Below are 25,289 nucleotides of genomic sequence, written 5' to 3'. Positions count from 1 at the left end.
TAAATAAATCTTTTCCTTTATTGTTCTGCGATAAATACAAAAAAAGCGACAAAAAAATTGTCGCTTTTATATTGATAGATATGAATCTCTTATTGCTGCTGATTTCCCAGTTTGTTCCAGATCTCAATTCTGTAGTCCTGGATATCTGCGTTATCCTGAAGACTCTTCAACCAAGCCTGTCCGAACATTCCTGCATTTCTCTGAGAAATAGACTCAGTGAATTGTTTAAGATCACCAGGTTGTTTGTTTACTGTTTCTGATTTTTTAATCAATACATAAACTCCTGTTCCTCCTTCAACCGGCTTAGAAAGCTTACCTTTTGCAACACCGAATGCTGCACCGGCAACTTTAGGTTCCATAGCTCCAGCTACTGAAGGATTCAGCATATTCACCTGAGCTGTTTGTTTTGTTGTAGCAAACATAGTAGCAATCTGATCTAAACCTGAAGCTTTTGCAGCTGCAATTTTTTCAGAAATTTGTTTTGCTGCCAATTTGTTTTTAACAATTATCTCAATCTGATCTCTTACTGATTCAGGATCAGCAAGTCCTGCTTCCTGTTTTCCGTTAAGATATACTACAATTTTATCTCCTGTTCCGTCTACATTGAATAACTCAGTATCTCCTTTAGATCTTTTCTTATCAAAAGCCCAAGTAAGGATATCGCTGTCTTTTTCAGTACCTAATCCCTGAAGTTGTCCTTCGAATCTCTTCGCCGCTTTAGGATTAGTGAACTGGAAGTTTCCTTTCTTAGCAATGTTCACAAAATCGTTGAAAGATTTTCCTTGAACCTGCTGAATGAATTTTCTAGAGTTTTTATCTGTCTCAGCTTCTGTTGCATCTGAAGGCTTGATCTCTTTTACAAGATTGGCCACCTTATACCCCATCGATCCAGATTTTTTATCTTCGATATTGATAATGTGGTACCCAAACTGAGTTTCCACAACTCCTGTTGCTCCTTTAGGGTTGTTTGCCAAATAAGTAAGGAACTCAGGAACGAAAGGTGTCTCTGGAGTTGTCCAACCAAGGCTACCACCTTGTGCAGCAGAATTTGGATCATTTGACAACTTAAGGAATTCTGTAAATTTAGCAGGTGTTGACTTTACGATCGCTCCAATAGAGTCTGCCAATTTCTTAGCCTGCTCTTTAGATCTTGTCACTCCTTCTCCTGCAGGGCTTCCTTTGAAAGCGATCAGAATATGTCTTGACAATGTAGAATCTGAAGTCTTTTTACCTACAAGCTTAGAAACTACATAGAAATTTTGTTCTTTATATGGACCAAAAGTCTGTCCTACCGCAGCTGTTGCGATCTGACCTTGTATAGTAGCTGGCAATTGTGTAGGCTTCACATACTGAGGATTGAAAGGTGAATCCGAGTTTGCCATAACAAACATAGAGTCATTCTTTGTATTTTGGAAGTTTTCAGTACCTCCACTGGCATCTGTACCTCCTGAGTATAATTTAGTGATCTCCTTTAAAGCGGCTGCATCATCTGCTGCACTTGGCTTAGAAGGGAAAAATACAATACCTAAGTTTCTGCTAGGCTCAGCTTTGAACATTACAGGATGCTGTTTGATATAGTCCGCAAGATCTGCTGTAGTAACATTGATCTTTGTTTTCTGAAGGTAAGCAGCATAGTCTACCTTTACAAAGTCGATGTCAGCAAGCTGATCTCTTTCTTTCATCAATTCTTCAGCTTCTTTCTTACCTGTAGTAATCCCTGCTGAAATATTGGTAAACACTTGTCTTGCCATCAGTCTGTACTCGATTGATTTTCTAGTTTTCAACCATTGAGCATATCCCTGAGGGTTAGTGTTTTGTAATGTTTCAATTTCTTTTTTAAGCTCTTGAGTTTTAAAGTTCCCTTTCTCATCAAAAAACTGTTGATTTTGAGCGAACATCTGATCATACTGGATTTGATTCCAGAAATAATCGTCTGTCATTTCAAAGCCCAATTTCTCAAACTGTTGCTTGATAAGCTTAGATTGAACCAGTAACTGCCAAGCCTGCTCTTCAAGACCGTTCTTTGGACGACCTTGCTGCTCAGCCTGTTGCTGCAGCACGAAAAGCTGATCATTGAACTCTTCGCGGGTGATTTTCTCACCGTTTACTTTTCCTAAAACGTCAGGATTCTTACCAAAAACCTTGTCGATACTATCTGGGTTCACCAAGAACGCCAAAAGCGCTAAGGCTATTACTCCCATTAAAAGCCAAGGCTTACTCCTAATCTGTCCTAAAATTGCCATTTTATAAATTATAGTTTTTTATCAGTTTGCGAAAATACACATTTTTAAGAAATTAGAGAAGCAGAAGTTCTTTATTTTAATTTTAATTCGTAAAGATTATCTAAAAAAGGAAATTTTGACCATATTTTTAAGCAAAAAACAAATGGCATAAGTATTGTGCATTCTAGTACATTATAATATAGCACACGTTTTCAGAGCATATTATAAAAAATCAATATAACGATTAAAAACGAAAATGACAATTTGTCATTAGATCCATTATGACAGAATTTGAAGATATAAGTTTAGAAGAAATGATCGGCGACGGTTTTGATATTGTTACTGAAGAAATCAATCTTTCCGACTTTGGAGAGACTGAAAAGAATTCCGAACAGAAAATATTCCCAATACTTCCCGTAAGAAATATGGTGATGTTCCCTAATGTGGTAATTCCTATTACTGCAGGAAGAAAAACCTCTATACAACTTCTTGAAGAAGCGCAAAAAAATGGAGATTTCATTGGAATTGTAAGCCAGAAGAATTCTGATCTTGAACAACCTACCGAAAAAGACATTTACACAACCGGTACATTAGCAAAGATCATTAAGATTATAAAACTTCCTGAGGGTAATATTACAGCTATTACCAAAGGTTTTCACAGGTTTAAAATCAAGAAGATTGTTGACAATCAACCTTATTTCAAAGCTGAAATTACAAAACTAAAGGATACAAAGCCTAAAAACCAGGAGGAATACGAAGCTTTATTGGAAAATGTAAAAGATCTTGCTTTAAAAATCATTGAGCTTGACCCTAATATTCCGAATGCAGCTAACTTTGCGATCAAAAACATCAACAACAATGATGATTTGCTGAATTTCATTTGTACCAATGCCAGCTTCCCATCTTTGGAGAAGCAAAGATTACTGGAGGAAAAAAGCATGATGGAAAGAGCCAATAAATGCTATGAAATGATGCACGAGGATTTCAGAAAGCTGGAATTGAGAAATCAGATCCATCAGAAAACTTCAAAAGATCTTGATAAACAACAAAGAGAGTATTTCCTGAACCAACAAATCAGAACGATCCAGGAAGAACTGGGTGGCGGACCTGAAAGTGATGTGGCAGATCTTATTGCAAAGGCGAAAACAAAAAAATGGAACCAGGAGGTTGAAGAACATTTCCAGAAGGAAATCGGCAGATTACAAAGACAGAATCCTAATTCTCCGGACTATAATGTACAGAGAAATTATCTGGATTTCTTCACAGATCTTCCATGGGAAACTTACACCAAAGATATTTTTGACATTGCTAAGGCTGAAAAAGTATTAGACAAAGCCCATTTCGGTCTTGAAGACATTAAGAAAAGAATTCTGGAGCACATGGCTGTTTTAAAATTAAAAAACAACATGAAATCTCCTATCCTATTATTGGTAGGACCTCCGGGAGTAGGTAAGACTTCATTAGGTAAATCTATTGCAGATGCTTTAGGGAGAAAATATGTAAGATTATCTTTAGGGGGTCTTCATGACGAAAGTGAAATCCGCGGACATAGAAAAACCTATATTGGGGCAATGGCTGGAAGAATCCTGCAGTCCATCAAAAAGTCCGAACTTCAAATCCGGTAATTGTATTGGATGAGATCGATAAAATCGGACAGGGACTTCACGGGGACCCAAGCTCTGCACTCTTAGAAGTACTTGACCCTGAACAAAATAAATCTTTCTATGACAACTTCCTGGAAATGGGATATGACTTATCGAAAGTAATGTTTATCGCAACAGCCAACTCTCTTTCTACCATTCAGACTCCGCTTCTGGACAGAACAGAAATTATCCAGATTGCCGGATATACTCTGGAGGAAAAGATTGAGATTGCAAAAAGACACTTAATCAAAAAACAACAGGAAGAGAATGGTTTGGACATCAAATCATTCAAGCTTGGAAATCCTGAACTTAAACATATCATTGAGGCTCACACATCCGAAAGTGGTGTAAGAACCTTAGAGAAAAGAATTGCTTCTGTTGCAAGATGGGTAGCATTACAAACTGCTTTAGTAAAAGAATATGATCCTAAAATTTCATTGGAAAAAGTAGATGAAATTCTTGGCGTTCCAAGACCAAAAAGCTTATCTGAAATTACGGGTGTGCCTGGTGTAGTTACAGGTCTTGCCTGGACAAGTGTAGGTGGAGACATTTTATATATTGAAAGTATTCTAAGCAATGGAAAAGGAGCTTTAACAATGACCGGAAACCTGGGAACTGTGATGAAAGAATCTGCTACTATTGCTCTTGAATATATTAAAGCTAAACATGATGAACTGGGAATTGCTCAGGAAGACCTGGATAAGAAAAACATTCACGTGCACGTTCCTGAGGGAGCAACTCCTAAAGACGGACCTTCTGCTGGTATTGCCATGCTGACATCAATGGTTTCTTCTTTCAAAAACAAAAAGATAAAACCACACCTTGCCATGACAGGAGAAATTACGCTAAGAGGAAAAGTACTTCCTGTAGGTGGAATTAAAGAAAAACTTCTTGCGGCAACCAGAGCCGGAATAAAAGATGTGATTCTTTGTGAAGCTAACCGAAAAGACGTAGAAGAAATCAAGAAAGATTATTTAAAGAATCTGAAAGTACATTATGTCAACAGAATGGAAGAGGTCATTGATATCGCCATTGAAAAATAAAAACAATTCATTTACATATTAACTTCTCAATAAGAAACACGTTCTGAATTTCAGAGCGTGTTTCTGCTTTTATAAAGAGCTTTAGGAATGAATTTTGATCTGGAGATAGAAAAATCCATACGGTTTGAATAAAAAATTCTTCAGATCGACGGGTTTTTCTTATTTTTATTCCACACTGCAGATTTTTAGATTATGAATTTCCTTAGACTTCCTTTCCTTGTTAAGCTGACCCTTGTTGTTATTTCGATTATTGGAATCGGGTATCTTTTAGCATTGGGGCAAACTATTTTAGCTCCCTTCTTCTTTGCATTCCTGATGGCTATGCTGTTTTTACCGATAGCCACTTTCATGGAAAGAACGCTAAGATTTCCAAGATCTGTATCAACAATGACTTCTGTATTCATTATGTTGATGATTTTAGCGGGGATTATTTATTTTTTCACCAATCAATTATCTGATTTCAGCAAAGACCTCCCTCATTTGAGAGAGCAGCTTACCACTGTTTTTAATAATGCTCAGCATTGGGTTTCCAAAACCTTCAATGTAAAAGTAGATGAACAGGTAGATTATATCAATCAGGGATTGAATAAACTTTTATCTTCTTCAGGAGCTATTTTAGGTTTTACATTCGGGATCTTTTCAACAGGATTTGGGTTTATCATATTCTTTACTCTGTTTTTTATCTTTATTTTAAATTACAGAAGATTGTTGAACAACTTTATTGTTACAGTATTTAAAGAAAGACATAAATCTAGTGTACAGGCCGCGGTGAATGAAATTCGTGTCATGACCAAGAAATACATCTTCGGACTTTGTCTTCAGGTGATCATTGTGTCTATCCTAACCTCTATTGTACTTACCGTTTTAGGAGTAAAATATGCTATCCTTTTAGCAGTTTTAACAGGATTATTAAATGTAATTCCCTATTTAGGTATTTTCATATCACTTCTTATATCCTGCTTTATCGCATTTGCAACCGGTAGTCCTTCAACATGCATCTATGTTGCGATCGGCTATATTGGTATTCATGCTGTAGATGGAAATATTGTACTCCCATTTGTGGTAGGTTCCCGAGTGAAAATCAATGCATTATTTTCTTTTATAGGAATTCTTTTAGGGGAACACCTTTGGGGAATTGCCGGAATGTTTCTTTGTATTCCCGCCATTGCTATTATTAAAATCATTTGCGAAAAAGTTGACGATTTAAAACCTTGGGGAAAACTGCTTGGAGAGGAAGAAAGACCAAACAAAAAGAAGAAAAGCTATAAAATTTCAAAGAATATTACTTTGAAAGAAATGGACTAAATATTACCAATAAGTGATAAATAATGAGTAATAAATAAGGCTGCTTTAAAAGCAGCCTTATTTTTATTTTTACACCTTATACACCCGCAGCGCAGTAAGGATGCATTCCATTTGGACAAGTTTCTGAACAAAGAATATTGGCCTGGATATCCGGACAGTATCCGTAATCCTGTCCACCACCTCCAGTACCTCCCAGGCATGGATCACCAGGTGGAATTTTGCATGGACAACCTACAGGGCCGATATCACATTTTCCAATACCTGCTCCTCCTTGGATTTCTCTTAAGTTTGTTCGATTTAGTTTTTTAAGATTTTTCAACATAATATTATTAGTTTAGTTTGTACTCAAATATAAATAATAAAACAAGATAAAATACAACATTAACCATTCATTAACACAAACAATGTCATGTTTTGTTAAAAAAATCACAATACAATTGTGTTTTTTATTTTACATTTGATATAAAATATTTTTTATGAAAATCATTAAACTCATCATCTGCATCTTATTTGGAGTTATGTTTATTAATGCAGGATTAGACAAGTTCTTTCATTACAATCCAGTTCCACCACTCACTGAAGCCCAAATGAAACTGTATGCAGCATTTGGAGAAATAGGCTGGTTATTGCCACTTGTAGGGACTGTAGAAGTAATAGGAGGGCTACTATTTATCTTCCCAAAAACACGAGCACTGGGAGCCATTATTATCCTTCCTGTTCTGACAGGAATTCTGATCCATAATGTTTACAGAGATCCTTCCACCACAGGAATTTGTATTTCTGGTATTCTTTTTCTGATTAATCTCTGGATCTTGATCGACAATAGGGAAAAATACAAGAATCTGATTGCATAAACATTAGAACCTAATATTTAGCAGATGACCACAACCATCATCTGCTAATTTATTATATAAAAGCACTAAATCCTGTAATCGATCGTCCTACGATGAGCGAGTTAATTTCTTTTGTTCCTTCATAAGAGTAAATTGCTTCAGCATCTGCTACAAAACGAGCGACGTCATATTCCAGGAGAATACCATTTCCACCCATTACTTCTCTCGCCCTGGAAACAATATCGCGGGTTCTTAATGTACAGAAAACCTTAGCTAATGAAGCATGTTCATCTTTGAGAATTCCTTCGTCCTGCATCTCAGACAATCTGAAAACCATGGTCTGCATAGCGGTAAGATTGGATAACATTTCTACCAAATGCCCCTGAATCATCTGAAAAGAAGCAATTGGTTTTCCAAACTGCTCTCTTGTTCGGGTATAAGCTAAAGCACTCTCATAGGCTCCTCTTGCACATCCTGTCGCCATCCAAGCTACTCCTGCTCTTGTCATTCTCAGCACTTTCCCGGTATCTTTAAATGAATTGGCATTCTGTAAACGGTTTTCCTCTGTGATCAAACAATCTTTAAGTGTAATTAATCCATTCTGAACGATTCGCAAGGCCATTTTACCCTTTATTTTTTCTACAGAATATCCTGGATTATCTTTTTCAACAATAAATCCTTTCACTTCTCCACTATCTAAATCTTTTGCCCAGATAATCACAAGATCAGCAAAGGTTGCATTTCCGATCCATTTTTTCTGACCATTCAAAATCCAGCCTTCTTCTGTTTTTTTACAGGTAACAGTAAGGCCGCCCGCAGCTCCGGAACCCACTTCCGGTTCAGTCAATCCAAACGCTCCTATTTTTTCAAACTTCTGCATTTGCGGAAGCCATTTTTGTTTTTGTTCTTCCGAACCACAAATATAAATAGAACCCATTGCCAACCCTGACTGTACGCCAAAGAATGTAGCAATAGAAGCATCAATTCTTGCCATTTCCATAGCAATAACCCCTTCCATCAGGAAGGGCATTCCCGGACAACCGTATCCTTCATAAGTGACACCACAAATATCTAGTTTCTGGAATTTTGGAATCAATTCGAAAGGAAATTCATCTCTGAGCCAGTAATGATTAACCAAAGGCTTGACCTCTTTCTCCATAAAAGCCCTTACTTTAAGCTGAATTTCCCGCTGTTCAGGGCTCAAAGTATGGTAGATATCGTAAAAATCTCCATCAATGGGTGGAAGCTCTTTTTTTTCTTATCGGGATCAAGCATTTTCATAAGCCCGGCAAGTTGTTTATCATCCAGTTTTGAAAAATTATGCATTAGTTTGGGCAAATCTACTTTTTGCGAAATAGCACTTAGCTGATCAAAATCTATGGACGTGAATAGCCCTATTGCATTTCTGATTTTAGAAAAGGTATTTGACATAATGATATATTGTGATTTTGGTTTGTAAAATGATAAGCAAAAATTACTCCGAAAGCAAACCCTTTCCTTTTAACACGTTTTACAAAACACTAATATTCAATTAATTAAAATAGAAAATTCTCTTTACAAGTTTTTTACTTTTCCTTTTCAAGCATTACAAAAGATTCTGACTGAACTTTGACTCAAGCAAAACCTCAAAAATCTTACGCTATGAAAACGAATTATATTAGACTATCATTATCAACTGTGCTTTTATTGGGAATTTATTCATGTAAAAAAAGTGAAGCCACCAGTAGCAGCGAGCTTAAAAGCTATGAAGCCACTACAGATTCTACAGCTGTTTCTGAAGATAGTATTTCATCTGTTGCCAGTATGGAAGTAAAGGATAAAAAGTTCATCAAAACTGCAGATGTTAATATGGAAGTGAAAGACGTATATAATGCTACTATTGCTATTGAAAAGTCTGTTCAGGACCTTGGAGGTTTTGTTACGAAAAGCAACCTGCAGAGCAATGTGACTTATGAAGATACTTACAACACTTCTGATACTGAAGCGATGCTCATCAAAAAATATAAGACTGAAAACACAATGCAGGTAAGAGTTCCTACTGAAAAACTGGGAGAATTTCTAACTGCTATTAATACCAGCAAATTATTTTTAAATTCAAGAACAATCAATGCGGAAGATGTTACAGCCAACATCAAATATTCTGAATTGGAAGCAAAAAGAAACCAGCAGACCTCAGAAAACATTGATAAAATAAAGGCTAATAAAGACAAAGTAACATTAGATGACAATAATATGGCTGAAGGAAATCTTCAAAAGCTAAATACTATGAGCATTGCTGACAATCTCAAGTACAGCACTGTTGACATCTACATCAAGGAACCCAAATTACGCATCGCTGAAATTGCCGTTACCAATACGGACAGCATTGATAATAAATACAAGTACAACTTTATCCACGATGCAAAAGACAGCTTTGTCTATGGATTTTATCTGATCCAAAGAATTATTGTAGGACTGATCAACATCTGGCCAATCATATTAATCGCTGGCGGGGTCATTTATTTCTTAAGAAAAAGAAAAGTAAAAACAGCTGAAAAGCCTAACCCTTCAGAACAAAACTCCTAACCTATAGGTTATCATCATAATTTTAGATTTTACAACCTCCTGTTTTCAGGAGGTTTTTATTTTTTTGAAAAAAACTGTAACGATTGTAAAACATCTCTTACCTACTGTTTAAAAGAACAGAAAATAAAAAAAATACTATGAAAAATTTAATAAAACTTGGGTTTGCAGCATTATTATCAATGAATTTTATGACTGCTTCCGCACAGAGCAAGAGCACAACAAATGAAAACGGGCTGCTTTGGGAGGTAACAGGAAACGGACTCTCGAAACCATCTTATGTTACAGGAACTTTTCATATCTTATGCAGTAAAGATTTTGAAATAAAACCTAAGGTACTCAAAGCACTTGACAAATCAGAAAATTTTGTAATGGAAATCAATTTTACTGATCCCAACGAAATGGCTGCGTTACAAAAGATGCATCAGAATGATAAGAAAATATCTGACCAACTTTCACCCAATGAGGCCAAAGAATTGGATAAAATTCTTTCAGATTATGGAACGAGTCTGGAAAAAATAAATAACTCCAGTCCTCAGGCTCTTTACGCTCTCCTCAGTATGAAAGCCATTCCATGTCCTCAAACTGAAATGAAGATGTATGAAATCGAATTGCTTAAGAATGCTGTTAAAGAAAAAAAGAATATCAAAGGGCTGGAGAAAGTAAACGATCAGATGAAAGCTATCAATGATGCTTACGATTTGAAAGCTACTATTGCTCAGCTGAAACTGGGTAAAGAGTATGAAACATTATTTAAAAAGATGATAGCAGCCTTTAAAAATGAAGATGCTCAGTCATTATACACACTTTTTAAAGATGAAAGATTTATGAATGCTCAGCAGGAAAAAGCCATGCTTACTGACAGAAACAAAAATTGGGTAAAGATAATGCCGGAAATGATGAAGGCAGGAAGCTCATTTTTTGCTGTGGGCGGCTCTCATTTAATGGGAGAAAACGGAATTATTCCTCTTTTACAGTCAAAAGGATACACCGTAAAACCTGTATCCAACTTATAACAATAACCCAACCATGAAACTATTGTGAGTACGCCCACTGAAACAGCCTTTTTAAAGCTCGTCAATCAGCACAAAGGCATTTTATATAAAGCCTCCCGGATTTATGCCGATTCTATAGAAGACCGGGAAGATCTTCAGCAGGAAATTCTGATCCAGCTGTGGAAGTCCTATCAAAACTTCAAAGGAAACAGCGAGTTTTCTACATGGATGTATCGTGTTGCCATCAATACTGCCATTACTTATTTAAAGAAGGAAAAGCAGAGAGCAAAAAACCATACGGACTCTCCTCATCATTTTGAAGTACAGCAAGAAGATTACAATCCTACAAAAGATAAACAGCTGGAAATTTTTTACCATGCCGTTCAGGAATTGAATGCTCTGGAGAAAGCCGTTATCTTTTATTTCATGGAGGGAATGTCACATAAAGAAATTGGAAACAACCTCGGGCTCAGCGAAGGCAATGCCCGTGTAAAACTCAACAGAACCAAAGAAAAAATACAGCAAATCATAAAAAAATCAGGTTATGAATTTTGATCAATTAAAAGAACAATGGAATAATGAAGACAGCAATGTTCATATTCCGGACACTATACAGCAATTAAAGGAAAGCAAGCACCCTATCGAAAAAATCCAGAAGAGCATGAAAAAAGAATTTCCAGCACAGATTCTGGCGATCATTCTTATCGGATTCTTCCCTCTTCAGTTTAAATTTCCTTCTTCTCAGTATATTATTTATTATATATCCTATGTCATGATGGTAGTGATATCGTCCTATTATCTTTACGGATTTTATAAGTTTTACAAGCAAACTGAGCTCTACAGCGGAAATACAAAGAACAGCCTTTGGAAAATTTTCCATGAACTCAAACTAAATATGGAAAGATATCAGTCATTCGGGTTTTTACTTCTGCCTCATTTTCTGCTCACCATCGGATTAGTAATTTATAATACTTTAGAAGAAAAGGGAAAAACCCTATCCGAGCTTACCAATGCTCATCAATATTCTTTAATTTTAGCTGTTCTGGTAGGAACCCTTTTTTTCGTAACAAGTATTATTCTATGGACAAAATATTTTTATGGACGTTCAGCTAAGCAATTGGAAAACATTCTGAATGAAATAGACGAATAACATTCAAAAAAACATATTTAACCCTATAAAAAGTAAACCTCAGATCAATTCTGGGGTTTTGTTTTTTAAAAAATCGTTATTTATCATCTTCAAATTTATTTGAGGTTTTATTTTTCCTTAAATTTGCAAATCAGAAATAAATCGTTATGGATTTCTAAAGATTTGATCCGGCACATTATTTTCTGAACTATAAATTCTCAACGACATGCTATCAAAAATAAACCCTATACAAACCAACAGCTGGAAAGCCCTTGATGAACATTTTGCATCCAATGATCTTGAACTAAGAAGCCTTTTCCAGTACAACCCGAACCGTTTTGAAGAATTTTCTCTGCAAAAGGATAACTATCTTTTCGATTATTCTAAAAACCTGATTGATTCAAAAACTAAAGAACTGTTATTACAGTTGGCAGAAGAATGCCAATTAAAAGATGCTATTTCTAAAATGTTCTCTGGTGACAAAATCAATGAAACAGAAGGAAGAGCTGTATTGCATACTGCTTTGAGAGATTTTTCTGACCGTGAAATTCTTGTAGACGGTGAAAATATTAAGCCGCAGATCAAAAGAGTATTGAACCACATGAAAGCTTTTTCTGAAAAAATAATTTCAGGAGAACATAAAGGTTTCAGCGGAAAAGAAATTACGGATGTAGTCAATATCGGAATTGGAGGGTCAGATCTTGGACCTGTGATGGTTTGTTCAGCTTTAAAGCATTTTAAAACAAGACTAGATGTTCACTTTGTTTCTAATGTGGACGGAAATCATATTGCAGAGGTTCTTAAAAACCTAAATCCTGAAACCACCCTATTCATTATTGCTTCTAAAACGTTTACCACTCAGGAAACGATGACGAATGCCAATTCAGCAAAAGACTGGTTCCTAAAAGCAGGAAAACAGGAAGATGTAGCTAAGCACTTTGTAGCTTTATCTACCAATATTGAAGCGGTTAAACAATTCGGAATCGCAGAAGAAAACATTTTCGAATTCTGGGATTGGGTAGGCGGAAGATATTCACTTTGGAGTGCCATCGGATTAAGCATTGTATTGGCTGTAGGTTATGAAAACTTTGAACAGCTTTTAAAAGGAGCTTTTGATACAGACCAGCACTTCCAGACTGAAGATTTCTCCGAAAACGTTCCTGTATTAATGGGACTTTTAGGAATCTGGTATCGTAATTTCTACGCAGCAACTACCTATGCAATCCTTCCTTATTCACAATATCTGGACAGATTTGCAGCTTATCTTCAGCAAGGAGATATGGAAAGTAACGGAAAATGTGTAGACAGAAATGGCGAATTTGTAGAATATGAAACAGGACCAATCATTTGGGGAGAACCTGGAACGAATGGTCAACATGCATTTTACCAATTGATTCACCAAGGTACAGAATTGATTCCAGCAGACTTTATTGCCTATGCTAAAAGCTCTAATAAAGTTTCTGACCATCAGGATAAATTATTAGCCAACTTCTTCGCTCAAACAGAAGCCCTTGCTTTCGGAAAAACAGAAGAAGAGGTGGAAGAAGAACTTAGAAATGCAGGAAAATCAGATGAGGAAATAGATCAGGTATTAAACTACAAGGTTTTCCATGGAAACACCCCTACTAACTCTATATTATTCAAAGAATTATCTCCTTTTTCATTAGGACAGTTAATTGCCCTGTATGAACATAAAATCTTCGTTCAGGGGGTTATCTGGAATATTTTCAGCTTCGATCAGTTTGGAGTAGAACTAGGTAAAGTACTTGCTAACAAAATCTTACCTGAGCTTGAAAGCAATGAGACGATCACCTCACATGACAGCTCTACCAATGGATTGATTAATTATTATAAAGGAAATAAATAGCAGATGTCTGCATTACGATCATATTATTATAAACTGCCTCCCGGCTTTAGACTTTTAGGAAGAAAACTCTATTATTTTCCTATAGACCTTTATGAAGGAATTACAGGAAAAAGAGCTAAAAACGAACCTAAAAAAGGAGACATTTATGTGGGGAGCAGCGATTTTATTCCCCATGGAATCCGTCAGATGGATGTCCTTAAAAAACATATCGCACTCAAAAATACAGACCATGTTCTGGATATAGGCTGTGGAATCGGAAGAACCGCTATTGCTCTCTCCGGATTTATAGACCAAGGGACTTATGACGGTTTTGATGCTGTAGAAAAAGGAATCAGATGGTGCGACAAACACATCCATAAAAAATATCCGAATTTCAACTTTAAGTTTACACCGATTTATAATGATCTGTATAATACTTTCAGCCAGAAAGCGGAAAATTTCACATTTCCTTATAAGGATGCTCAATTTGACAAGGCATTTCTGTTTTCCGTATTCACTCATATGCAGATCCCTGAGATCAAGCAATACCTGAATGAGATCAGCAGGGTTTTAAAAATGGCGGGCAATGTCTGGCAACATTCTTTCTGTATGATGAATCTAAAAAAGAAGGCGGCAGTATGCACTTCCCTCATCAATATGAAGGATACCGACTTATGGATGATAAAGTAACAGCAGCCAATATCGCTGTAAGCATTCCATTATTGAATCAAATGGCTCATGAAGCAGGTCTGAAAGTGAAAACAATACAAGGAGGATTCTGGAGATATGATGTAGAAAAAGAAGGCGCCGATGAATTTCAGGATATTGTAGTATTTGAAAAAATCTAAATCTAAATAAAAGTAAAAAGTAAAAATGGCAGAAATTCTAGACGGACTTAAAGTATCCAAGGAAATCAAAGCAGAGATCAAAGTTGAAGTGGAAAAAATCCTTGCAAGCAAAAGAAGAGCACCTCATTTGGTAGCAATTCTTGTAGGAAACAACGGAGCAAGTAAGGCGTATGTAAATGCTAAAGTAAAAGACTGCGAAGAGGTAGGATTTCAATCCAGCTTAATCAAATTCCCTAGCACCGTTTCGGAATCCGAATTATTGGAAAAAATTGATGAACTGAATAAGTCTAAAGCAGTGGATGGATTTATTGTTCAGCTTCCTTTACCAGATCAGGTTGACCAGGAAAAAATTATCAATGCTATTGACCCTAGAAAAGATGTGGACGGATTCCATCCTGAAAACTTCGGGAAAATGGCTCTTGAAATGGATACTTTCTTACCAGCGACTCCTTTCGGGATTTTAACATTATTGGAAAGATATAATATTGAAACCAAAGGAAAAGACTGTGTAATTATCGGAAGAAGTAAAATTGTAGGAAGACCAATGAGTATCTTAATGGGAAGAAAAGATTTCCCAGGAAATTCAACCGTTACCCTTACACACTCGTACACAAAAGACATTGAAGAATATACAAAAAAGGCAGACATCGTTATTACAGCTTTGGGAGATCCTCATTTCTTAAAAGGAGAAATGATTAAAGAGGGTGCTGTTATCGTTGATGTGGGTATCACCAGAGTAGACGATGATTCTCCAAAAGGATATTACCTTGCCGGTGATGTAGATTTTGATAGCTGCGCAGCAAAAGCCAGCTGGATTACACCGGTTCCTGGAGGAGTAGGCCCAATGACAAGAGCGATGTTGATGAAAAACACCATCATTGCTTATAAAACTTCGGTCTATAACGACTAATTTTAAAATGAATAAAGAACAAGATATTTTATTAAAAGAAGGTAAAATGCTCCCTGTAATGGAGCATTTTTACACTTTACAAGGAGAAGGAGCACACACAGGAAAAGCCGCCTATTTTATCAGATTAGGAGGTTGTGATGTGGGCTGCCACTGGTGTGATGTAAAGGAAAGCTGGGATCCGGAGCTTCATCCGTTGATGGACGCTGTGGAAATTGCAGAAACAGCAGCTAAACATTGTAAAACCATCGTTCTTACAGGAGGTGAACCTCTTACATGGAATCTGGAGATCCTAACTTCAAAATTAAAGGAACTTGGATGTACTATCCATATTGAAACTTCAGGAGCATATCCTATGAGCGGACATCTGGACTGGATTACCCTTTCCCCAAAGAAAACAGGATTGCCGAAAGAAGAGATTTATCAAAAAGCACACGAGCTTAAAGTAATCGTTTTCAATAATCATGACTTTGCATTTGCTGAAGAGCAAGCTGCCAAAGTTTCTGAAAACTGTAAGCTTTACCTTCAGAGTGAATGGAGCAAAAGAAATGATATGTATCCTAAGATTACCGACTTTATTCTGGAACACCCGGAATGGCAGGCTTCAGTTCAAACCCATAAATATCTGAATATACCGTAAAATTACGTACATTAGCTGGCCGTTCCTGTAATAATAACCGATAGATGCAGAGAATTCGATACTCTAGATACCTGAAATCAATCATTATTTTGCTTGACCTCATGGTTATTGCATCTATCTTCATATTCTTTTTATAAGCAGAAACGAAAATCTGAAATGTCATAAGGAAACCTGGTATCAGAATGCTTTTTCTCTGGTTTTATTGTTTTTGTTCTGGGTGCTTCTCAGCGGTAGAACAAAAATATATAATATTCCAAGGAACCTTACGTATACACTCTTTCTGGAAAGGCTATTGATTCACTTCATATCCTTTATATTAGGAGTTTTGCTTATTGGAAAGGTCAGTAATAATGTATTCTTTAATTCAGACATTTATTGGCTGTCTCTTTATCTTTTTATATTTATCTTTTTAGCAAAATCATTCATCTATTTTTCTATTAAGTATCTACGCTCTTTAGGTGCTAATTATCGAAATATCATGTTTTTAGGAAATGGTGATTCTACAGAAATCCTAAAAAACATTTTTAAGGAACGTAAAGATTATGGCTATAGAATATTTGAACATGAAAACGCAGATACCAATACAGCCGAACTGGTGAGTTTCTGGAAGAAAAACGGAATCCATACTCTGTTTTTATCTACAGAAAATTCTTATAGTGAAAGTGCTGAATCTGAAATATTCAAGCTGGCAGAAGAAAATAAAGTTCATATCTCATTGGTTCCAAGTATCACCCATAGTGATTTCTTCCTGTACGATTTAGCCTATATTCAAACTCAGCCCGTTCTTAATCAGGCAAGATATCCATTGGATTATTATTCCAACTTCCTGATGAAAAGAACTTTTGATATTTTCTTTTCCATATTTGTGTTGGTTTTTATTTGTACCTGGCTATTCCCGGTCATTGCTGTTTTAATCAGGATAAGCTCTAAAGGACCTATCTTTTTCTTACAGAAAAGATATGGATTCCATGAAGAAGTATTCAACTGCATCAAATTCAGAACCATGGTGGTGAATGACGAATCTACCACCAGTACTACCAAAGAAAATGATACAAGAATCACCAAGGTCGGTAAATTTTTAAGAAAAACCAGCCTTGATGAGCTTCCTCAATTCATCAATGTTCTGAGGGGGCAAATGTCTGTGGTAGGTCCTCGTCCTCATATGTTGGCCGTTGATAATTACTACAAACCAAAAATCGGAAGATATAGCTTAAGGAGTATGGTAAATCCTGGAATTACAGGACTTGCACAGGTAAGCGGATTGCGTGGTGACTTTGGAGATGTAGAGGTAGAAATGAAGAAAAGAGTTCTTGCTGATGCTTTCTATGTAAGGAACTGGAGTTTTGTTCTGGATCTGGTGATTATATTAAAAACCGTGTTACTGGTAATAGGCGGGGATAAAAATGCAAAATAAAGCTATGCTAAGGTTAGGATAATTTTAACATTATCTGGACATCAGTCTTCACTTCAACCTTAGCCTAATTCAATAAAAAAGTCTAATTTAGCGGTATGTTAAAAAAGTTTTTCACAGCAGTAGGGGAATATATTATTCTTTTGGGAAAATCCCTGCAGAAACCCCAGAAAATGAGGGTTTTTTGGAAGCTGCTCATGAGGGAAATTAATGATTTGGGAGTAAATTCTTTCGGACTTGTAGTCTTCACCTCGATCTTCGTGGGGGCAGTAGTAGCTATTCAGATGTTCAACAACTTTGATGCTTCTTCGTTTCCAATCCCTCCTTCATTTGTAGGATATGCAACAAAAGCAGTACTTGTATTAGAGTTCGCGCCTACCATCATCAGTTTAATTTTAGCGGGTAAAGTGGGATCTTATATTGCTTCCAGTATTGGAACAATGAGAGTATCTGAACAAATTGATGCTTTGGATATCATGGGAGTCAATTCGCCCAACTTTCTGATATTCCCAAAAATCATTGCCTGTATGATTTTTAATCCTCTTTTGATTGCTATCAGCATTGTCTTTGGTATTGCCGGAGGTTATATTGCTGGTATCTTAACAGGAAACTGGACAGAAAACGACTATATCACTGGGATTCAAATGTATATGCCTAATTTATTTGTCTATTACGCATTTACAAAAACAGCTGTTTTTGCCTTTATCATTGCCACTGTTCCTTCTTATTTCGGATATTTTGTAAAAGGAGGTTCTCTTGAAGTAGGTAGAGCGAGTACCCAGGCGGTGGTTTGGACAATGGTATTTATTATCATTTCCGAATTAATTCTAACCCAATTAATATTAAGCTAATGATTGAGGTAAAAGATCTTAAGAAAAGTTTTGGTGATGTTGAAGTACTTAAGGGAATTTCAACCACATTTGATAAAGGCAAGGTAAATCTTATTATTGGGCAGAGTGGTTCAGGAAAAACAGTTTTTCTTAAAAGCTTACTCAATGTATATGATCCTTCATCAGGAGAAATTCTGTTTGATGGTAAAGATATTAACACGATGACCCGTGATGAAAAGCAGCATCTTCGTTCAGAAATTGGAACGGTATTCCAGGGGAGTGCCCTTTTTGACTCTTTAACTGTGGAGGAAAATATTATGTTCCCTCTTGACATGTTTACCAACCTTACTTACAGAGAGAAAAAGAAAAGAGTATTCGAAGTAATAGGAAGAGTACATCTTGACAAAGCAGAAAGAAAATATCCTTCTGAAATTTCAGGGGGAATGCAGAAAAGGGTGGCCATTGCAAGAGCTATTGTAAACAATCCAAAGTATTTATTCTGCGATGAGCCTAACTCAGGACTGGATCCATATACTTCAAAAGTCATTGATGATCTTCTTTATGAAATTACCAAAGAGTATAATACGACGACCATTATCAATACCCATGATATGAACTCTGTAATGACGATTGGCGAGAAAATTGTATACCTAAGACTTGGTATCAAGGAATGGGAAGGGAATAAAGACATCCTGATTACAGCAGGCAATAAAAACCTGATAGACTTCGTTTATTCTTCAGAACTGTTTAAAGAGCTGAGAGAATATTTACTTGAGAATAATAAAACAATTGAGAATACAAAATTAGACGATAATGAAAAAGGTATTTAGTATAGCGTTAATAGGGTTTTCAATGTGGGCTTCTGCACAGATCTCACTGGCAGGTAAGGCCAATATAATATTTCCTACAGGCTCACCATCATGGTCCAACATTAAAGGAACTGTGAATGATGCTATTGAAGGAACAGGAAAAAACAACGTAGGTTTCAATGTAGGACTTTCAATGAAAGTAGGATTACCTACTTCATTATTCTTAATGCCCGAGGTATATTATACTCACTTTAAGAATGAGTTTACTACTGAGAATACCACTTTTGATGTAAAAAGCAACCGTATTGATGTTCCGGTTCTTTTAGGATATAATCTTTTAGGGAATATGTTAGGTGTTTTTGTAGGGCCGGTAGGAAGCTTTAACCTAAGCAAAGACAATACTTACAACGATTTTAAAGAAAATGCAAAAAATAACTTTACTGTAGGTTATCAGTTTGGAGCTCAGCTTGAAATCAAGAAACTTATTGTAAACGCAAGATATGAAGGAGCTTTCAGTAAAGATGAAAGAAACTTCATCAATAAAGTTTCCGGTTCGGAAATCAGATATGACAACAGACCTAACCTGTTTATGGTTGGTTTGGGATATAAATTTTAATCAACAACCGAAAATAACAACTTTAAATCCTCAAATTTATATTTGAGGATTTTTATTTTGCTCTTCAAGCTCAGCCTGGCGTTTTGCAATGTCTGCCGCCTGCTTTTCCAATTCTTCTTTTTCTTTCTGAAGCTGCTTGAATTCTTTTTCTTTTGTTCAGCCTTTATAGCACTTCCTTTACTCAGATATCCTACCATTCCGCCAATGATAAGTCCAATTCCTACTCCAGCCATGATACCCATGATGTGAGAAATTTTGATCTGCTCTACAGCAAAATCAGTGGTAAGATAAAATAATAAAGCAGAAACCGCTAAGAGGATAAGACCGGTAATTGATAAACTCTTCATAATATTGTGTTTAAGTAATTATGTTATAAAAGCTAAACCAAATTTACTAAAAAATTAATAAGCCTTTATACAGGAATCATATTTTAATGGTGTTTTCAATAATAAACATAACCATTATTATTCCAAATTATGTGAAAAAGAAAAATATTATCAAATAAAAACGGACTCATTTTAAAAATCAGTCCGTCTTTTTATAATAAGCTAATAGATTATAACTTTCCTCCCGCAGCTTTATAATATTCTAAAGCTTTTGGTAAGTCTTTATTGATATCTGAAATTCTTGTATCCGGGCTCGGGTGAGTAGATAAGAATTCCGGTTGTCTTGCTCCCGAAGAAGCAGCTTCCATTCTGTTCCAGAAGGGGATAGCAGCTCTTGGATCATACCCCGCCATAGACATCAGATAAAGCCCCATTTCATCAGCTTCCGATTCCTGGCCTCTACCATATTTTAATAATGCAACTTGTGATCCAATAGGGTATACTTTCTGGAAAACGCTTGCCCATTGTGCATTAGAAATAGCTCCACCAAGGATAGCTCCACCATACTGAGCCATCATAGCCTGAGAAATTCTTTCATTTCCATGACCAGCCAATGCGTGAGAAACTTCATGTCCCATTACCACGGCAAGTCCATTATCATCTTTGGTAACAGGTAAAATTCCTGTATAAACAGCTACTTTACCTCCTGGCATACACCATGCATTCAGTTCATTGCTTTGCAAAAGAGCAAACTCCCAGCTATAATTGGCAAGATCAGCAGATCTTCCTATACTCTGATAATATCTCTCTGCTGCATTTTTAATTCTGTTTCCTACATTTACCACTCTCTTTGCATCTGCTGTTCCGGTAATAAGTTTACCTTTAGACAATGTCGTTTTATATTCCTGTGCAGACATTGTTAAAATTTCTGAATTATTGGCCAGCTGTAAAGATGATCTTCCCGTAATTGGATTTGTAGTACAGGCAGCGACCAACAGAGCGAATGCTCCCATTCCTAATAGATGTGTAACTTTCATAGTTTGAGTGTTAATAATTCAACCTTAACAATTTTTATTCCAAAATATTTTTGATATCGAATTTTTGCATACATTTTGCTATTTAAATTTAATAATTATCTCTATCATGAAAAAGTATATTTATATTCTGACGATCTTTGGATTTTTATTTAGCTTTCAGAGCTGCGCATCACAGGGTTCATCAGATCCAACAATAGTAAACGCGTTAGTAGATTCCCAGGAATTTACTTTCTACGCACAGAAAGCTAACCCTACCAATTATGATGTCATCAATGTAATGAACTCTATGCCCAATTCTACTTCAACCAGAATGTTGAATCTGAATACAGGAGATTATACGATTGATGTAAGTAAAAATAGTGTGGATGTAGTACTTCCCTATTTTGGAAGATTATTCAATCCTTCGTTTGGAAATACTGATAAAAATGGCTACAGATTTACTTCAAAGGATTTCACCATCAATAAATCTCAGAATAAAAAGGGAACCTGGACTGTGAAAATTCAGCCTAAAGATGTAAGCACTGCTGAAGAGATTAATATTGAGATCTTTAAAAACGGAAAAGCATTCGTTTCAATAAAAAGTAATGACAGACAACCGATCACGTATGACGGCTATGTTTCTAAAAGTGAAGTAAAACAGGAAAAGGAAAAACCTTAACCTCTATTTTCACCTGATAAAAATTTTTCAACAAATAATTTGGCTTCAGTGCTTGGATTTGAAACCATCTCTGAAGCATTTTTTTTGTGCATTTGATAAGCTTCCTCTACTCCATTACTCTTTTTCAGAAGAGACAGAATGTATTCCTGAACCCAATATTCGAAACGTTTCTCGGCTTGTTGGATACGGATTTCTTCAAAACGTCCGGTTTTCTTTTTCAAATCAATAAACTCAAAGATTTTGTCATATATTTCCTGCAGCCCTTCATTGTGCAAAGCAGAACCCAATAGCACAGGGATCTTCCATCCTTTTTCTTTTGGCGGAATAAAATCCAGGGCTCTCTTTAATTCAAGTCTGGTATTTTTTGCTTTTTGAAGGTTATCCTGATCTACTTTGTTGATGAAAATAACGTCTACCATTTCCATGATTCCACGTTTTATTCCCTGGAGCTCATCTCCACCACCAATGATTTTAAGGAATAAAAAAACATCAGTGATATCAGCGACTAAAACTTCAGACTGCCCTACTCCAACAGTTTCAATTAAAATATAATCATACCCAGCAGCTTCACAGATCATCATTGTCTCAAAGGTGGTATTGGCTACTCCGCCCAGGAATCCTGAGCTTGGGGAAGGGCGTATAAATGCATTTTCTTCTTTTGCGAGTTCTTCCATTCGGGTTTTATCTCCCAAAATACTCCCTTTATTGATTGATGAACTAGGATCAATGGCAAGGACAGCCACTTTTTTGCCTTGGGCAATAGCTAATCTACCGAAACTTTCAATAAAAGTAGACTTCCCTGCACCGGGTACTCCAGTTACTCCTACCCTTATAGAGTTTCCTGTTAAAGGCATAATTTTTTTCAGAAGTTCTTCCGCCTGTACTCTATGCTCAGCTTTTTTACTTTCAACTAAAGTAATAGCCTTTGCAATCAGACGCTTGTTGCCTGACTGTATTCCCTCAATAAGTTCTTCTGTAGAAAATTTCATTGATTCAAAATTAATAATTAAAAAGCTAACGGTCAATAGTTCATCCTTAAAGGCAAAATAAAAAATGCGGAGTAGTCAATTTTATATTATAGTATTCACAATAATTCAAATTTTATTTCTTCTAAATTAAAACTACAGCACGCTCTATCAAAGGGTTCCGGAATTTATTACATTTGTTATATATCAAAATAAGAAACATGAAAAAACTCTTTGCTGCGGCATCATTCACTGCAATTCTTTTAGTTTCCTGTACTCCTAAAGCATCAACGTCTGCTGCTACAGCAGGAACTTCAACTTCTACGGCTGAAGAGATTGCCCAAGGAAAAACAATATTTGAAAACTCGTGTGGAAAGTGCCATAAACTGCCAGATCCTACTTCACACAATTCTATACAATGGGTAGGAATTATGAATGCTATGGCTCCTAAGGCTAAACTAACGGATGAACAGCACAAATGGGTATATGATTATATTGTTTCTGTGAAAAAGTAATCATCAAACAAAATAAAAAGGTATGAAAAAGTTAATCTTAAGCGGTATTGCAGCATCAGTATTTCTGATATCCTGTGGACCTAAAAGTACGGCAGTAACGGGTCCTAAATATACCTCATCTGAACAGCTGGCCCAAGGGAAAACTATTTTTGAAAATTCCTGCTCGAAATGCCATAAACTGCCAGAACCTACCAAACATGATAATCAGGGCTGGATTAATACGTTAAGTAGAATGGCTCCTAAAGCCAAGCTTAGCGATGACCAACATCAAATGGTCTATGATTATCTGATCTCTGCAAATAAAAAATAAGCTTTCAGATGAAAGCTTATTTTTTATTTGCAAATCAATTATATACAAACAGGATCTATTATTCTGCCTTTTTCCTTGTTCTCGCTTTAGGCATTTTATTCTGAACCGCCTTTTCTCTCTCTTCCAAAATCTCAAAAGTACTTTTGCAAAAGCTGAATTTTCTCGCTTCTTTAAGCTGTTCTAATGCTTGTTTATATTCTCCTTTTCTTTCCAATAAAAGAGACGCACAATTAAGAATTTCAGCCTTATCTATTCCCTTCATTTTTAAAGCATATTTGATAAGCTTCTCTGCTTCCTCATAATCTTCATTACTCAAAAGGCATTCAATATAGTATTTAGGGGTGTTCACATTTCCTATATTGCTCTGCATGGCTTCTTCAAAATATTTTTTACCTGTTTCATAGTCTTTCAAAACTTCTGAATATACTCTTCCCATAAGGCAAAGGCTGTCTGCATCTTCAGGTTCATAGGATAGGGCATAGTTCAGAGCATCCAGGCACTCTGCCATATATATGGGAAATAGTCCAATGCTTCAAAATAGTATTTATTCTTAGTTAAGGTCATTGCTGTAGTTTTTTAATTCCTGTTTAAGGATATTCCTTTGTTTTTTATAGGTTTTATCCTGATACGTATTTTTAAAATCTGTTCCGGAAAATGTACGGACAGGATTTCCGCGTTCAACCTGAAGATGAAGATTCCAGGTTTCTTTCATTCTGTGTTCCAACTGTTGAATATAGACTCCCATTACCTTTTCTTTTAACCTGATAATGGATAGCTTTTTATTTTTCAGTTGTGAGCGTGTATCCTGCACAAATACGGATTCATTGGTTGGAATGTGGATAGCACGAACGGCTGTATTCACTTTATTAACATTCTGCCCGCCACTTCCCTGACTTCTGGCTGTCTGAAATTTTATTTCTCTTTCGTTGAAATTAATGGTTTCCAGATTTTCCACTTCGAAGATACCGATGAACCATTTATTTCTTTTATGCAGTTTCCTGAATGTGCTCTTCCCTTCCCAGCAGACACTTCCTAACCATGTCTTTAAAAATTCTTTTATATTTTGTCCTTTTAAAAGTATGGTTACAGACTTCACGGTCATATTTACATCGCCATTTTCACGATGAATAATTTCGTAACCTATATTATTTTCTTTTACTTCTTCTAAAAAGGTCTTTAATACTTTAGAGACTACCCATTGGCATTCTAAAGGACCTCTTCCTGAAGTGATCTGTATTAATTTTTCCATTGTTATTTTGGCATTTTGCTTAATAAGGGATGTCCAACAGGATTTATTCCCTTTTGTAATAATTCTTTTGCCGCCATTACGGCCCAGCATTTATCGCTGGAATGAATATTTCTGTAGAATGAAAGTAGAACATCAGGTTTCACCACTGTAAATCCATTGGTTTCAACAGTTTCAAGATCATTTCTTTCAAAAAAATCGATAGTGATTCTGTGATACTTTTCATTTTCCAGTTCTACTGTTTTTTCGTACCGTCTAAAGTTTTCTTCACTCGGAAGATGATCATAGCGGGTCCATACTTTTTGAAATCCTTCCTGCTGAAGAATGATAACTACTTCAGCAACGTTTTCTTTCTTTACAAAAACATCAATATCCTTGTGGTCATGAGCATGCTTATGTTCTGTATGTCCTGTTTCAGACATAAAATGCCATGCCCAGCCACCTGATATAATTACTTTATTCCTTAGTTTTTTTAAAATTTCGAGGCCTAGCAGGATTCTGAATTCCGGCCAGACTTCTCCATATCTTTTTATATTATGAGGTGCTCCCATTTTTTTTTCGTTGAGGGTTAATAATAGACAGCTATTTGATAT

General features: G+C 36.0%; 25 protein-coding genes and 3 pseudogenes. 19 read left to right on the top strand and 9 right to left on the bottom strand.

From position 1 onward, the window contains the following. Positions 1 to 89: 89 nt before the first annotated feature. Complete coding sequence (locus H5J24_RS24780) at positions 90 to 2,243, bottom strand: peptidylprolyl isomerase (protein WP_068939129.1); 2,154 nt, start codon at positions 2,241 to 2,243, stop codon at positions 90 to 92. A 260-nt stretch (positions 2,244 to 2,503) separates the two neighbouring features. Here H5J24_RS24780 and lon point away from each other — a divergent pair. Together lon and H5J24_RS24770 are read left to right on the top strand one after the other, a co-directional pair. After that, positions 2,504 to 4,908 (top strand): annotated as a pseudogene (gene lon / locus H5J24_RS24775) (endopeptidase La). 192 nt (positions 4,909 to 5,100) lie between these two features. Then, positions 5,101 to 6,213 carry an AI-2E family transporter gene (locus tag H5J24_RS24770; RefSeq protein ID WP_068939125.1) on the top strand — a complete coding sequence of 371 codons (1,113 nt, stop codon included), beginning with the start codon at positions 5,101 to 5,103 and terminating at the stop codon, positions 6,211 to 6,213. Between the two features lie 76 nt (positions 6,214 to 6,289). Here H5J24_RS24770 and H5J24_RS24765 read toward each other — a convergent pair whose 3' ends face one another. Further along, positions 6,290 to 6,535, bottom strand: coding sequence for a bacteriocin-like protein (locus H5J24_RS24765; RefSeq protein WP_068939123.1), 246 nt, complete (start codon positions 6,533 to 6,535; stop codon positions 6,290 to 6,292). Between the two features lie 154 nt (positions 6,536 to 6,689). Between H5J24_RS24765 and H5J24_RS24760 the strand changes: the two genes are divergently transcribed. Next, entirely contained in the window at positions 6,690 to 7,067 is a 378-nt protein-coding gene (locus tag H5J24_RS24760) for a MauE/DoxX family redox-associated membrane protein (RefSeq protein WP_068939121.1), read from the top strand. Positions 7,068 to 7,119: 52 nt separating this feature from the next. Here the strand turns inward: H5J24_RS24760 and H5J24_RS24755 are convergent. Then, positions 7,120 to 8,477: pseudogene (locus tag H5J24_RS24755) on the bottom strand (acyl-CoA dehydrogenase family protein). A gap of 210 nt (positions 8,478 to 8,687) precedes the next feature. Between H5J24_RS24755 and H5J24_RS24750 the strand changes: the two are divergent. The 13 genes from H5J24_RS24750 (at position 8,688) to H5J24_RS24690 (ending at position 19,639) form a co-directional block, all read left to right on the top strand. Then, on the top strand, positions 8,688 to 9,611 hold the full coding sequence (locus tag H5J24_RS24750) for a DUF4349 domain-containing protein (RefSeq protein WP_068939116.1): 924 nt from the start codon (positions 8,688 to 8,690) through the stop codon (positions 9,609 to 9,611). 137 nt (positions 9,612 to 9,748) lie between these two features. After that, positions 9,749 to 10,624, top strand: a complete 876-nt coding sequence (locus H5J24_RS24745; RefSeq protein WP_141395602.1) for a TraB/GumN family protein — start codon at positions 9,749 to 9,751, stop codon at positions 10,622 to 10,624. Between the two features lie 24 nt (positions 10,625 to 10,648). Next, positions 10,649 to 11,158: an RNA polymerase sigma factor gene (locus H5J24_RS24740; protein WP_068939113.1), complete on the top strand. Its 510-nt coding sequence runs from the start codon at positions 10,649 to 10,651 to the stop codon at positions 11,156 to 11,158. Further along, a complete protein-coding gene (locus H5J24_RS24735) occupies positions 11,148 to 11,753 on the top strand; it encodes a hypothetical protein (RefSeq protein WP_068939111.1) in 606 nt (201 codons plus the stop codon). Before H5J24_RS24740 ends, H5J24_RS24735 begins: the two co-directional genes overlap by 11 nt. A 205-nt stretch (positions 11,754 to 11,958) precedes the next feature. Beyond that, positions 11,959 to 13,599 carry a glucose-6-phosphate isomerase gene (gene pgi / locus H5J24_RS24730; RefSeq protein WP_068939109.1) on the top strand — a complete coding sequence of 547 codons (1,641 nt, stop codon included), beginning with the start codon at positions 11,959 to 11,961 and terminating at the stop codon, positions 13,597 to 13,599. A 3-nt stretch (positions 13,600 to 13,602) separates the two neighbouring features. Next, on the top strand, positions 13,603 to 14,268 hold the full coding sequence (locus tag H5J24_RS24725; RefSeq protein ID WP_232815930.1) for a class I SAM-dependent methyltransferase: 666 nt from the start codon (positions 13,603 to 13,605) through the stop codon (positions 14,266 to 14,268). Next, entirely contained in the window at positions 14,253 to 14,426 is a 174-nt protein-coding gene (locus tag H5J24_RS24720) for a hypothetical protein (protein WP_232815929.1), read from the top strand. The genes H5J24_RS24725 and H5J24_RS24720 overlap by 16 nt, the downstream gene beginning before the upstream one ends. Positions 14,427 to 14,451: 25 nt before the next feature. After that, positions 14,452 to 15,336 carry a bifunctional 5,10-methylenetetrahydrofolate dehydrogenase/5,10-methenyltetrahydrofolate cyclohydrolase gene (locus tag H5J24_RS24715; protein WP_068939107.1) on the top strand — a complete coding sequence of 295 codons (885 nt, stop codon included), beginning with the start codon at positions 14,452 to 14,454 and terminating at the stop codon, positions 15,334 to 15,336. Between the two features lie 7 nt (positions 15,337 to 15,343). Then, positions 15,344 to 15,973: a 7-carboxy-7-deazaguanine synthase QueE gene (locus tag H5J24_RS24710; RefSeq protein ID WP_068939105.1), complete on the top strand. Its 630-nt coding sequence runs from the start codon at positions 15,344 to 15,346 to the stop codon at positions 15,971 to 15,973. Positions 15,974 to 16,085: 112 nt separating this feature from the next. After that, positions 16,086 to 17,387, top strand: a complete 1,302-nt coding sequence (locus H5J24_RS24705) for an exopolysaccharide biosynthesis polyprenyl glycosylphosphotransferase (RefSeq protein ID WP_346730011.1) — start codon at positions 16,086 to 16,088, stop codon at positions 17,385 to 17,387. A gap of 95 nt (positions 17,388 to 17,482) precedes the next feature. Beyond that, positions 17,483 to 18,235: an MlaE family ABC transporter permease gene (locus H5J24_RS24700; RefSeq protein ID WP_068939101.1), complete on the top strand. Its 753-nt coding sequence runs from the start codon at positions 17,483 to 17,485 to the stop codon at positions 18,233 to 18,235. After that, positions 18,235 to 19,044 (top strand): ABC transporter ATP-binding protein, encoded by an 810-nt coding sequence (locus tag H5J24_RS24695; protein WP_068939099.1) that lies wholly within the window; start codon positions 18,235 to 18,237, stop codon positions 19,042 to 19,044. Before H5J24_RS24700 ends, H5J24_RS24695 begins: the two co-directional genes overlap by 1 nt. Next, on the top strand, positions 19,028 to 19,639 hold the full coding sequence (locus H5J24_RS24690; RefSeq protein ID WP_068939098.1) for an outer membrane beta-barrel protein: 612 nt from the start codon (positions 19,028 to 19,030) through the stop codon (positions 19,637 to 19,639). Before H5J24_RS24695 ends, H5J24_RS24690 begins: the two co-directional genes overlap by 17 nt. Before the next feature lie 36 nt (positions 19,640 to 19,675). Here H5J24_RS24690 and H5J24_RS24685 read toward each other — a convergent pair. Next, a pseudogene (locus H5J24_RS24685) lies at positions 19,676 to 19,986 on the bottom strand (hypothetical protein). Positions 19,987 to 20,195: 209 nt separating this feature from the next. Next, positions 20,196 to 21,002 (bottom strand): M48 family metallopeptidase, encoded by an 807-nt coding sequence (locus H5J24_RS24680; protein WP_068939094.1) that lies wholly within the window; start codon positions 21,000 to 21,002, stop codon positions 20,196 to 20,198. Positions 21,003 to 21,108: 106 nt separating this feature from the next. Between H5J24_RS24680 and H5J24_RS24675 the strand changes: the two genes are divergently transcribed. Beyond that, complete coding sequence (locus H5J24_RS24675) at positions 21,109 to 21,660, top strand: DUF4251 domain-containing protein (protein ID WP_068939092.1); 552 nt, start codon at positions 21,109 to 21,111, stop codon at positions 21,658 to 21,660. Here H5J24_RS24675 and meaB read toward each other — a convergent pair. Further along, the gene (meaB, locus tag H5J24_RS24670) at positions 21,657 to 22,649 is read right to left on the bottom strand and encodes a methylmalonyl Co-A mutase-associated GTPase MeaB (protein ID WP_068939089.1); all 993 of its coding nucleotides are present in this window, start codon (positions 22,647 to 22,649) and stop codon (positions 21,657 to 21,659) included. The genes H5J24_RS24675 and meaB overlap by 4 nt on opposite strands. 197 nt (positions 22,650 to 22,846) lie before the next feature. Between meaB and H5J24_RS24665 the strand changes: the two genes are divergently transcribed. Together H5J24_RS24665 and H5J24_RS24660 are read left to right on the top strand one after the other, a co-directional pair. Continuing rightward, complete coding sequence (locus H5J24_RS24665; protein ID WP_068939087.1) at positions 22,847 to 23,140, top strand: c-type cytochrome; 294 nt, start codon at positions 22,847 to 22,849, stop codon at positions 23,138 to 23,140. A 22-nt stretch (positions 23,141 to 23,162) separates the two neighbouring features. Continuing rightward, positions 23,163 to 23,450 (top strand): c-type cytochrome, encoded by a 288-nt coding sequence (locus tag H5J24_RS24660; RefSeq protein WP_068939085.1) that lies wholly within the window; start codon positions 23,163 to 23,165, stop codon positions 23,448 to 23,450. A 58-nt stretch (positions 23,451 to 23,508) separates the two neighbouring features. On the opposite strand, the gene H5J24_RS24655 is transcribed toward H5J24_RS24660, so the two are convergent. From H5J24_RS24655 to H5J24_RS24645, 3 genes are read right to left on the bottom strand one after another with little or no spacing between them, the layout of a single operon-like run. Further along, positions 23,509 to 23,958 (bottom strand): tetratricopeptide repeat protein, encoded by a 450-nt coding sequence (locus H5J24_RS24655; protein ID WP_232815928.1) that lies wholly within the window; start codon positions 23,956 to 23,958, stop codon positions 23,509 to 23,511. Positions 23,959 to 24,000: 42 nt separating this feature from the next. Next, positions 24,001 to 24,699, bottom strand: a complete 699-nt coding sequence (prfH, locus tag H5J24_RS24650) for a peptide chain release factor H (protein ID WP_068939082.1) — start codon at positions 24,697 to 24,699, stop codon at positions 24,001 to 24,003. A gap of 2 nt (positions 24,700 to 24,701) precedes the next feature. Further along, the gene (locus tag H5J24_RS24645) at positions 24,702 to 25,247 is read right to left on the bottom strand and encodes a nucleotidyltransferase domain-containing protein (RefSeq protein ID WP_068939080.1); all 546 of its coding nucleotides are present in this window, start codon (positions 25,245 to 25,247) and stop codon (positions 24,702 to 24,704) included. Positions 25,248 to 25,289: the final 42 nt, after the last annotated feature.

The organism is Chryseobacterium capnotolerans (assembly GCF_021278965.1).
Lineage (GTDB): Bacteria > Bacteroidota > Bacteroidia > Flavobacteriales > Weeksellaceae > Chryseobacterium > Chryseobacterium capnotolerans.
This window is presented reverse-complemented; position numbering and strand designations above follow the sequence as displayed.

Bases quoted from the DNA above. Each gene is read 5' to 3' on its own strand.
- H5J24_RS24715 (WP_068939107.1), top strand. From the start codon at position 14,452: ATGGCAGAAATTCTAGACGGACTTAAAGTATCCAAGGAAATCAAAGCA.
- H5J24_RS24660 (WP_068939085.1), top strand. From the start codon at position 23,163: ATGAAAAAGTTAATCTTAAGCGGTATTGCAGCATCAGTATTTCTGATA.
- H5J24_RS24745 (WP_141395602.1), top strand. From the start codon at position 9,749: ATGAAAAATTTAATAAAACTTGGGTTTGCAGCATTATTATCAATGAAT.
- H5J24_RS24645 (WP_068939080.1), bottom strand. From the start codon at position 25,247: ATGGGAGCACCTCATAATATAAAAAGATATGGAGAAGTCTGGCCGGAA.
- prfH (WP_068939082.1), bottom strand. From the start codon at position 24,699: ATGGAAAAATTAATACAGATCACTTCAGGAAGAGGTCCTTTAGAATGC.
- H5J24_RS24770 (WP_068939125.1), top strand. From the start codon at position 5,101: ATGAATTTCCTTAGACTTCCTTTCCTTGTTAAGCTGACCCTTGTTGTT.
- H5J24_RS24695 (WP_068939099.1), top strand. From the start codon at position 18,235: ATGATTGAGGTAAAAGATCTTAAGAAAAGTTTTGGTGATGTTGAAGTA.
- H5J24_RS24690 (WP_068939098.1), top strand. From the start codon at position 19,028: ATGAAAAAGGTATTTAGTATAGCGTTAATAGGGTTTTCAATGTGGGCT.
- H5J24_RS24720 (WP_232815929.1), top strand. From the start codon at position 14,253: ATGGATGATAAAGTAACAGCAGCCAATATCGCTGTAAGCATTCCATTA.
- H5J24_RS24700 (WP_068939101.1), top strand. From the start codon at position 17,483: ATGTTAAAAAAGTTTTTCACAGCAGTAGGGGAATATATTATTCTTTTG.
- H5J24_RS24725 (WP_232815930.1), top strand. From the start codon at position 13,603: ATGTCTGCATTACGATCATATTATTATAAACTGCCTCCCGGCTTTAGA.
- pgi (WP_068939109.1), top strand. From the start codon at position 11,959: ATGCTATCAAAAATAAACCCTATACAAACCAACAGCTGGAAAGCCCTT.
- H5J24_RS24710 (WP_068939105.1), top strand. From the start codon at position 15,344: ATGAATAAAGAACAAGATATTTTATTAAAAGAAGGTAAAATGCTCCCT.
- H5J24_RS24750 (WP_068939116.1), top strand. From the start codon at position 8,688: ATGAAAACGAATTATATTAGACTATCATTATCAACTGTGCTTTTATTG.
- H5J24_RS24760 (WP_068939121.1), top strand. From the start codon at position 6,690: ATGAAAATCATTAAACTCATCATCTGCATCTTATTTGGAGTTATGTTT.
- meaB (WP_068939089.1), bottom strand. From the start codon at position 22,649: ATGAAATTTTCTACAGAAGAACTTATTGAGGGAATACAGTCAGGCAAC.
- H5J24_RS24735 (WP_068939111.1), top strand. From the start codon at position 11,148: ATGAATTTTGATCAATTAAAAGAACAATGGAATAATGAAGACAGCAAT.
- H5J24_RS24680 (WP_068939094.1), bottom strand. From the start codon at position 21,002: ATGAAAGTTACACATCTATTAGGAATGGGAGCATTCGCTCTGTTGGTC.
- H5J24_RS24665 (WP_068939087.1), top strand. From the start codon at position 22,847: ATGAAAAAACTCTTTGCTGCGGCATCATTCACTGCAATTCTTTTAGTT.
- H5J24_RS24655 (WP_232815928.1), bottom strand. From the start codon at position 23,958: ATGGCAGAGTGCCTGGATGCTCTGAACTATGCCCTATCCTATGAACCT.
- H5J24_RS24675 (WP_068939092.1), top strand. From the start codon at position 21,109: ATGAAAAAGTATATTTATATTCTGACGATCTTTGGATTTTTATTTAGC.
- H5J24_RS24780 (WP_068939129.1), bottom strand. From the start codon at position 2,243: ATGGCAATTTTAGGACAGATTAGGAGTAAGCCTTGGCTTTTAATGGGA.
- H5J24_RS24765 (WP_068939123.1), bottom strand. From the start codon at position 6,535: ATGTTGAAAAATCTTAAAAAACTAAATCGAACAAACTTAAGAGAAATC.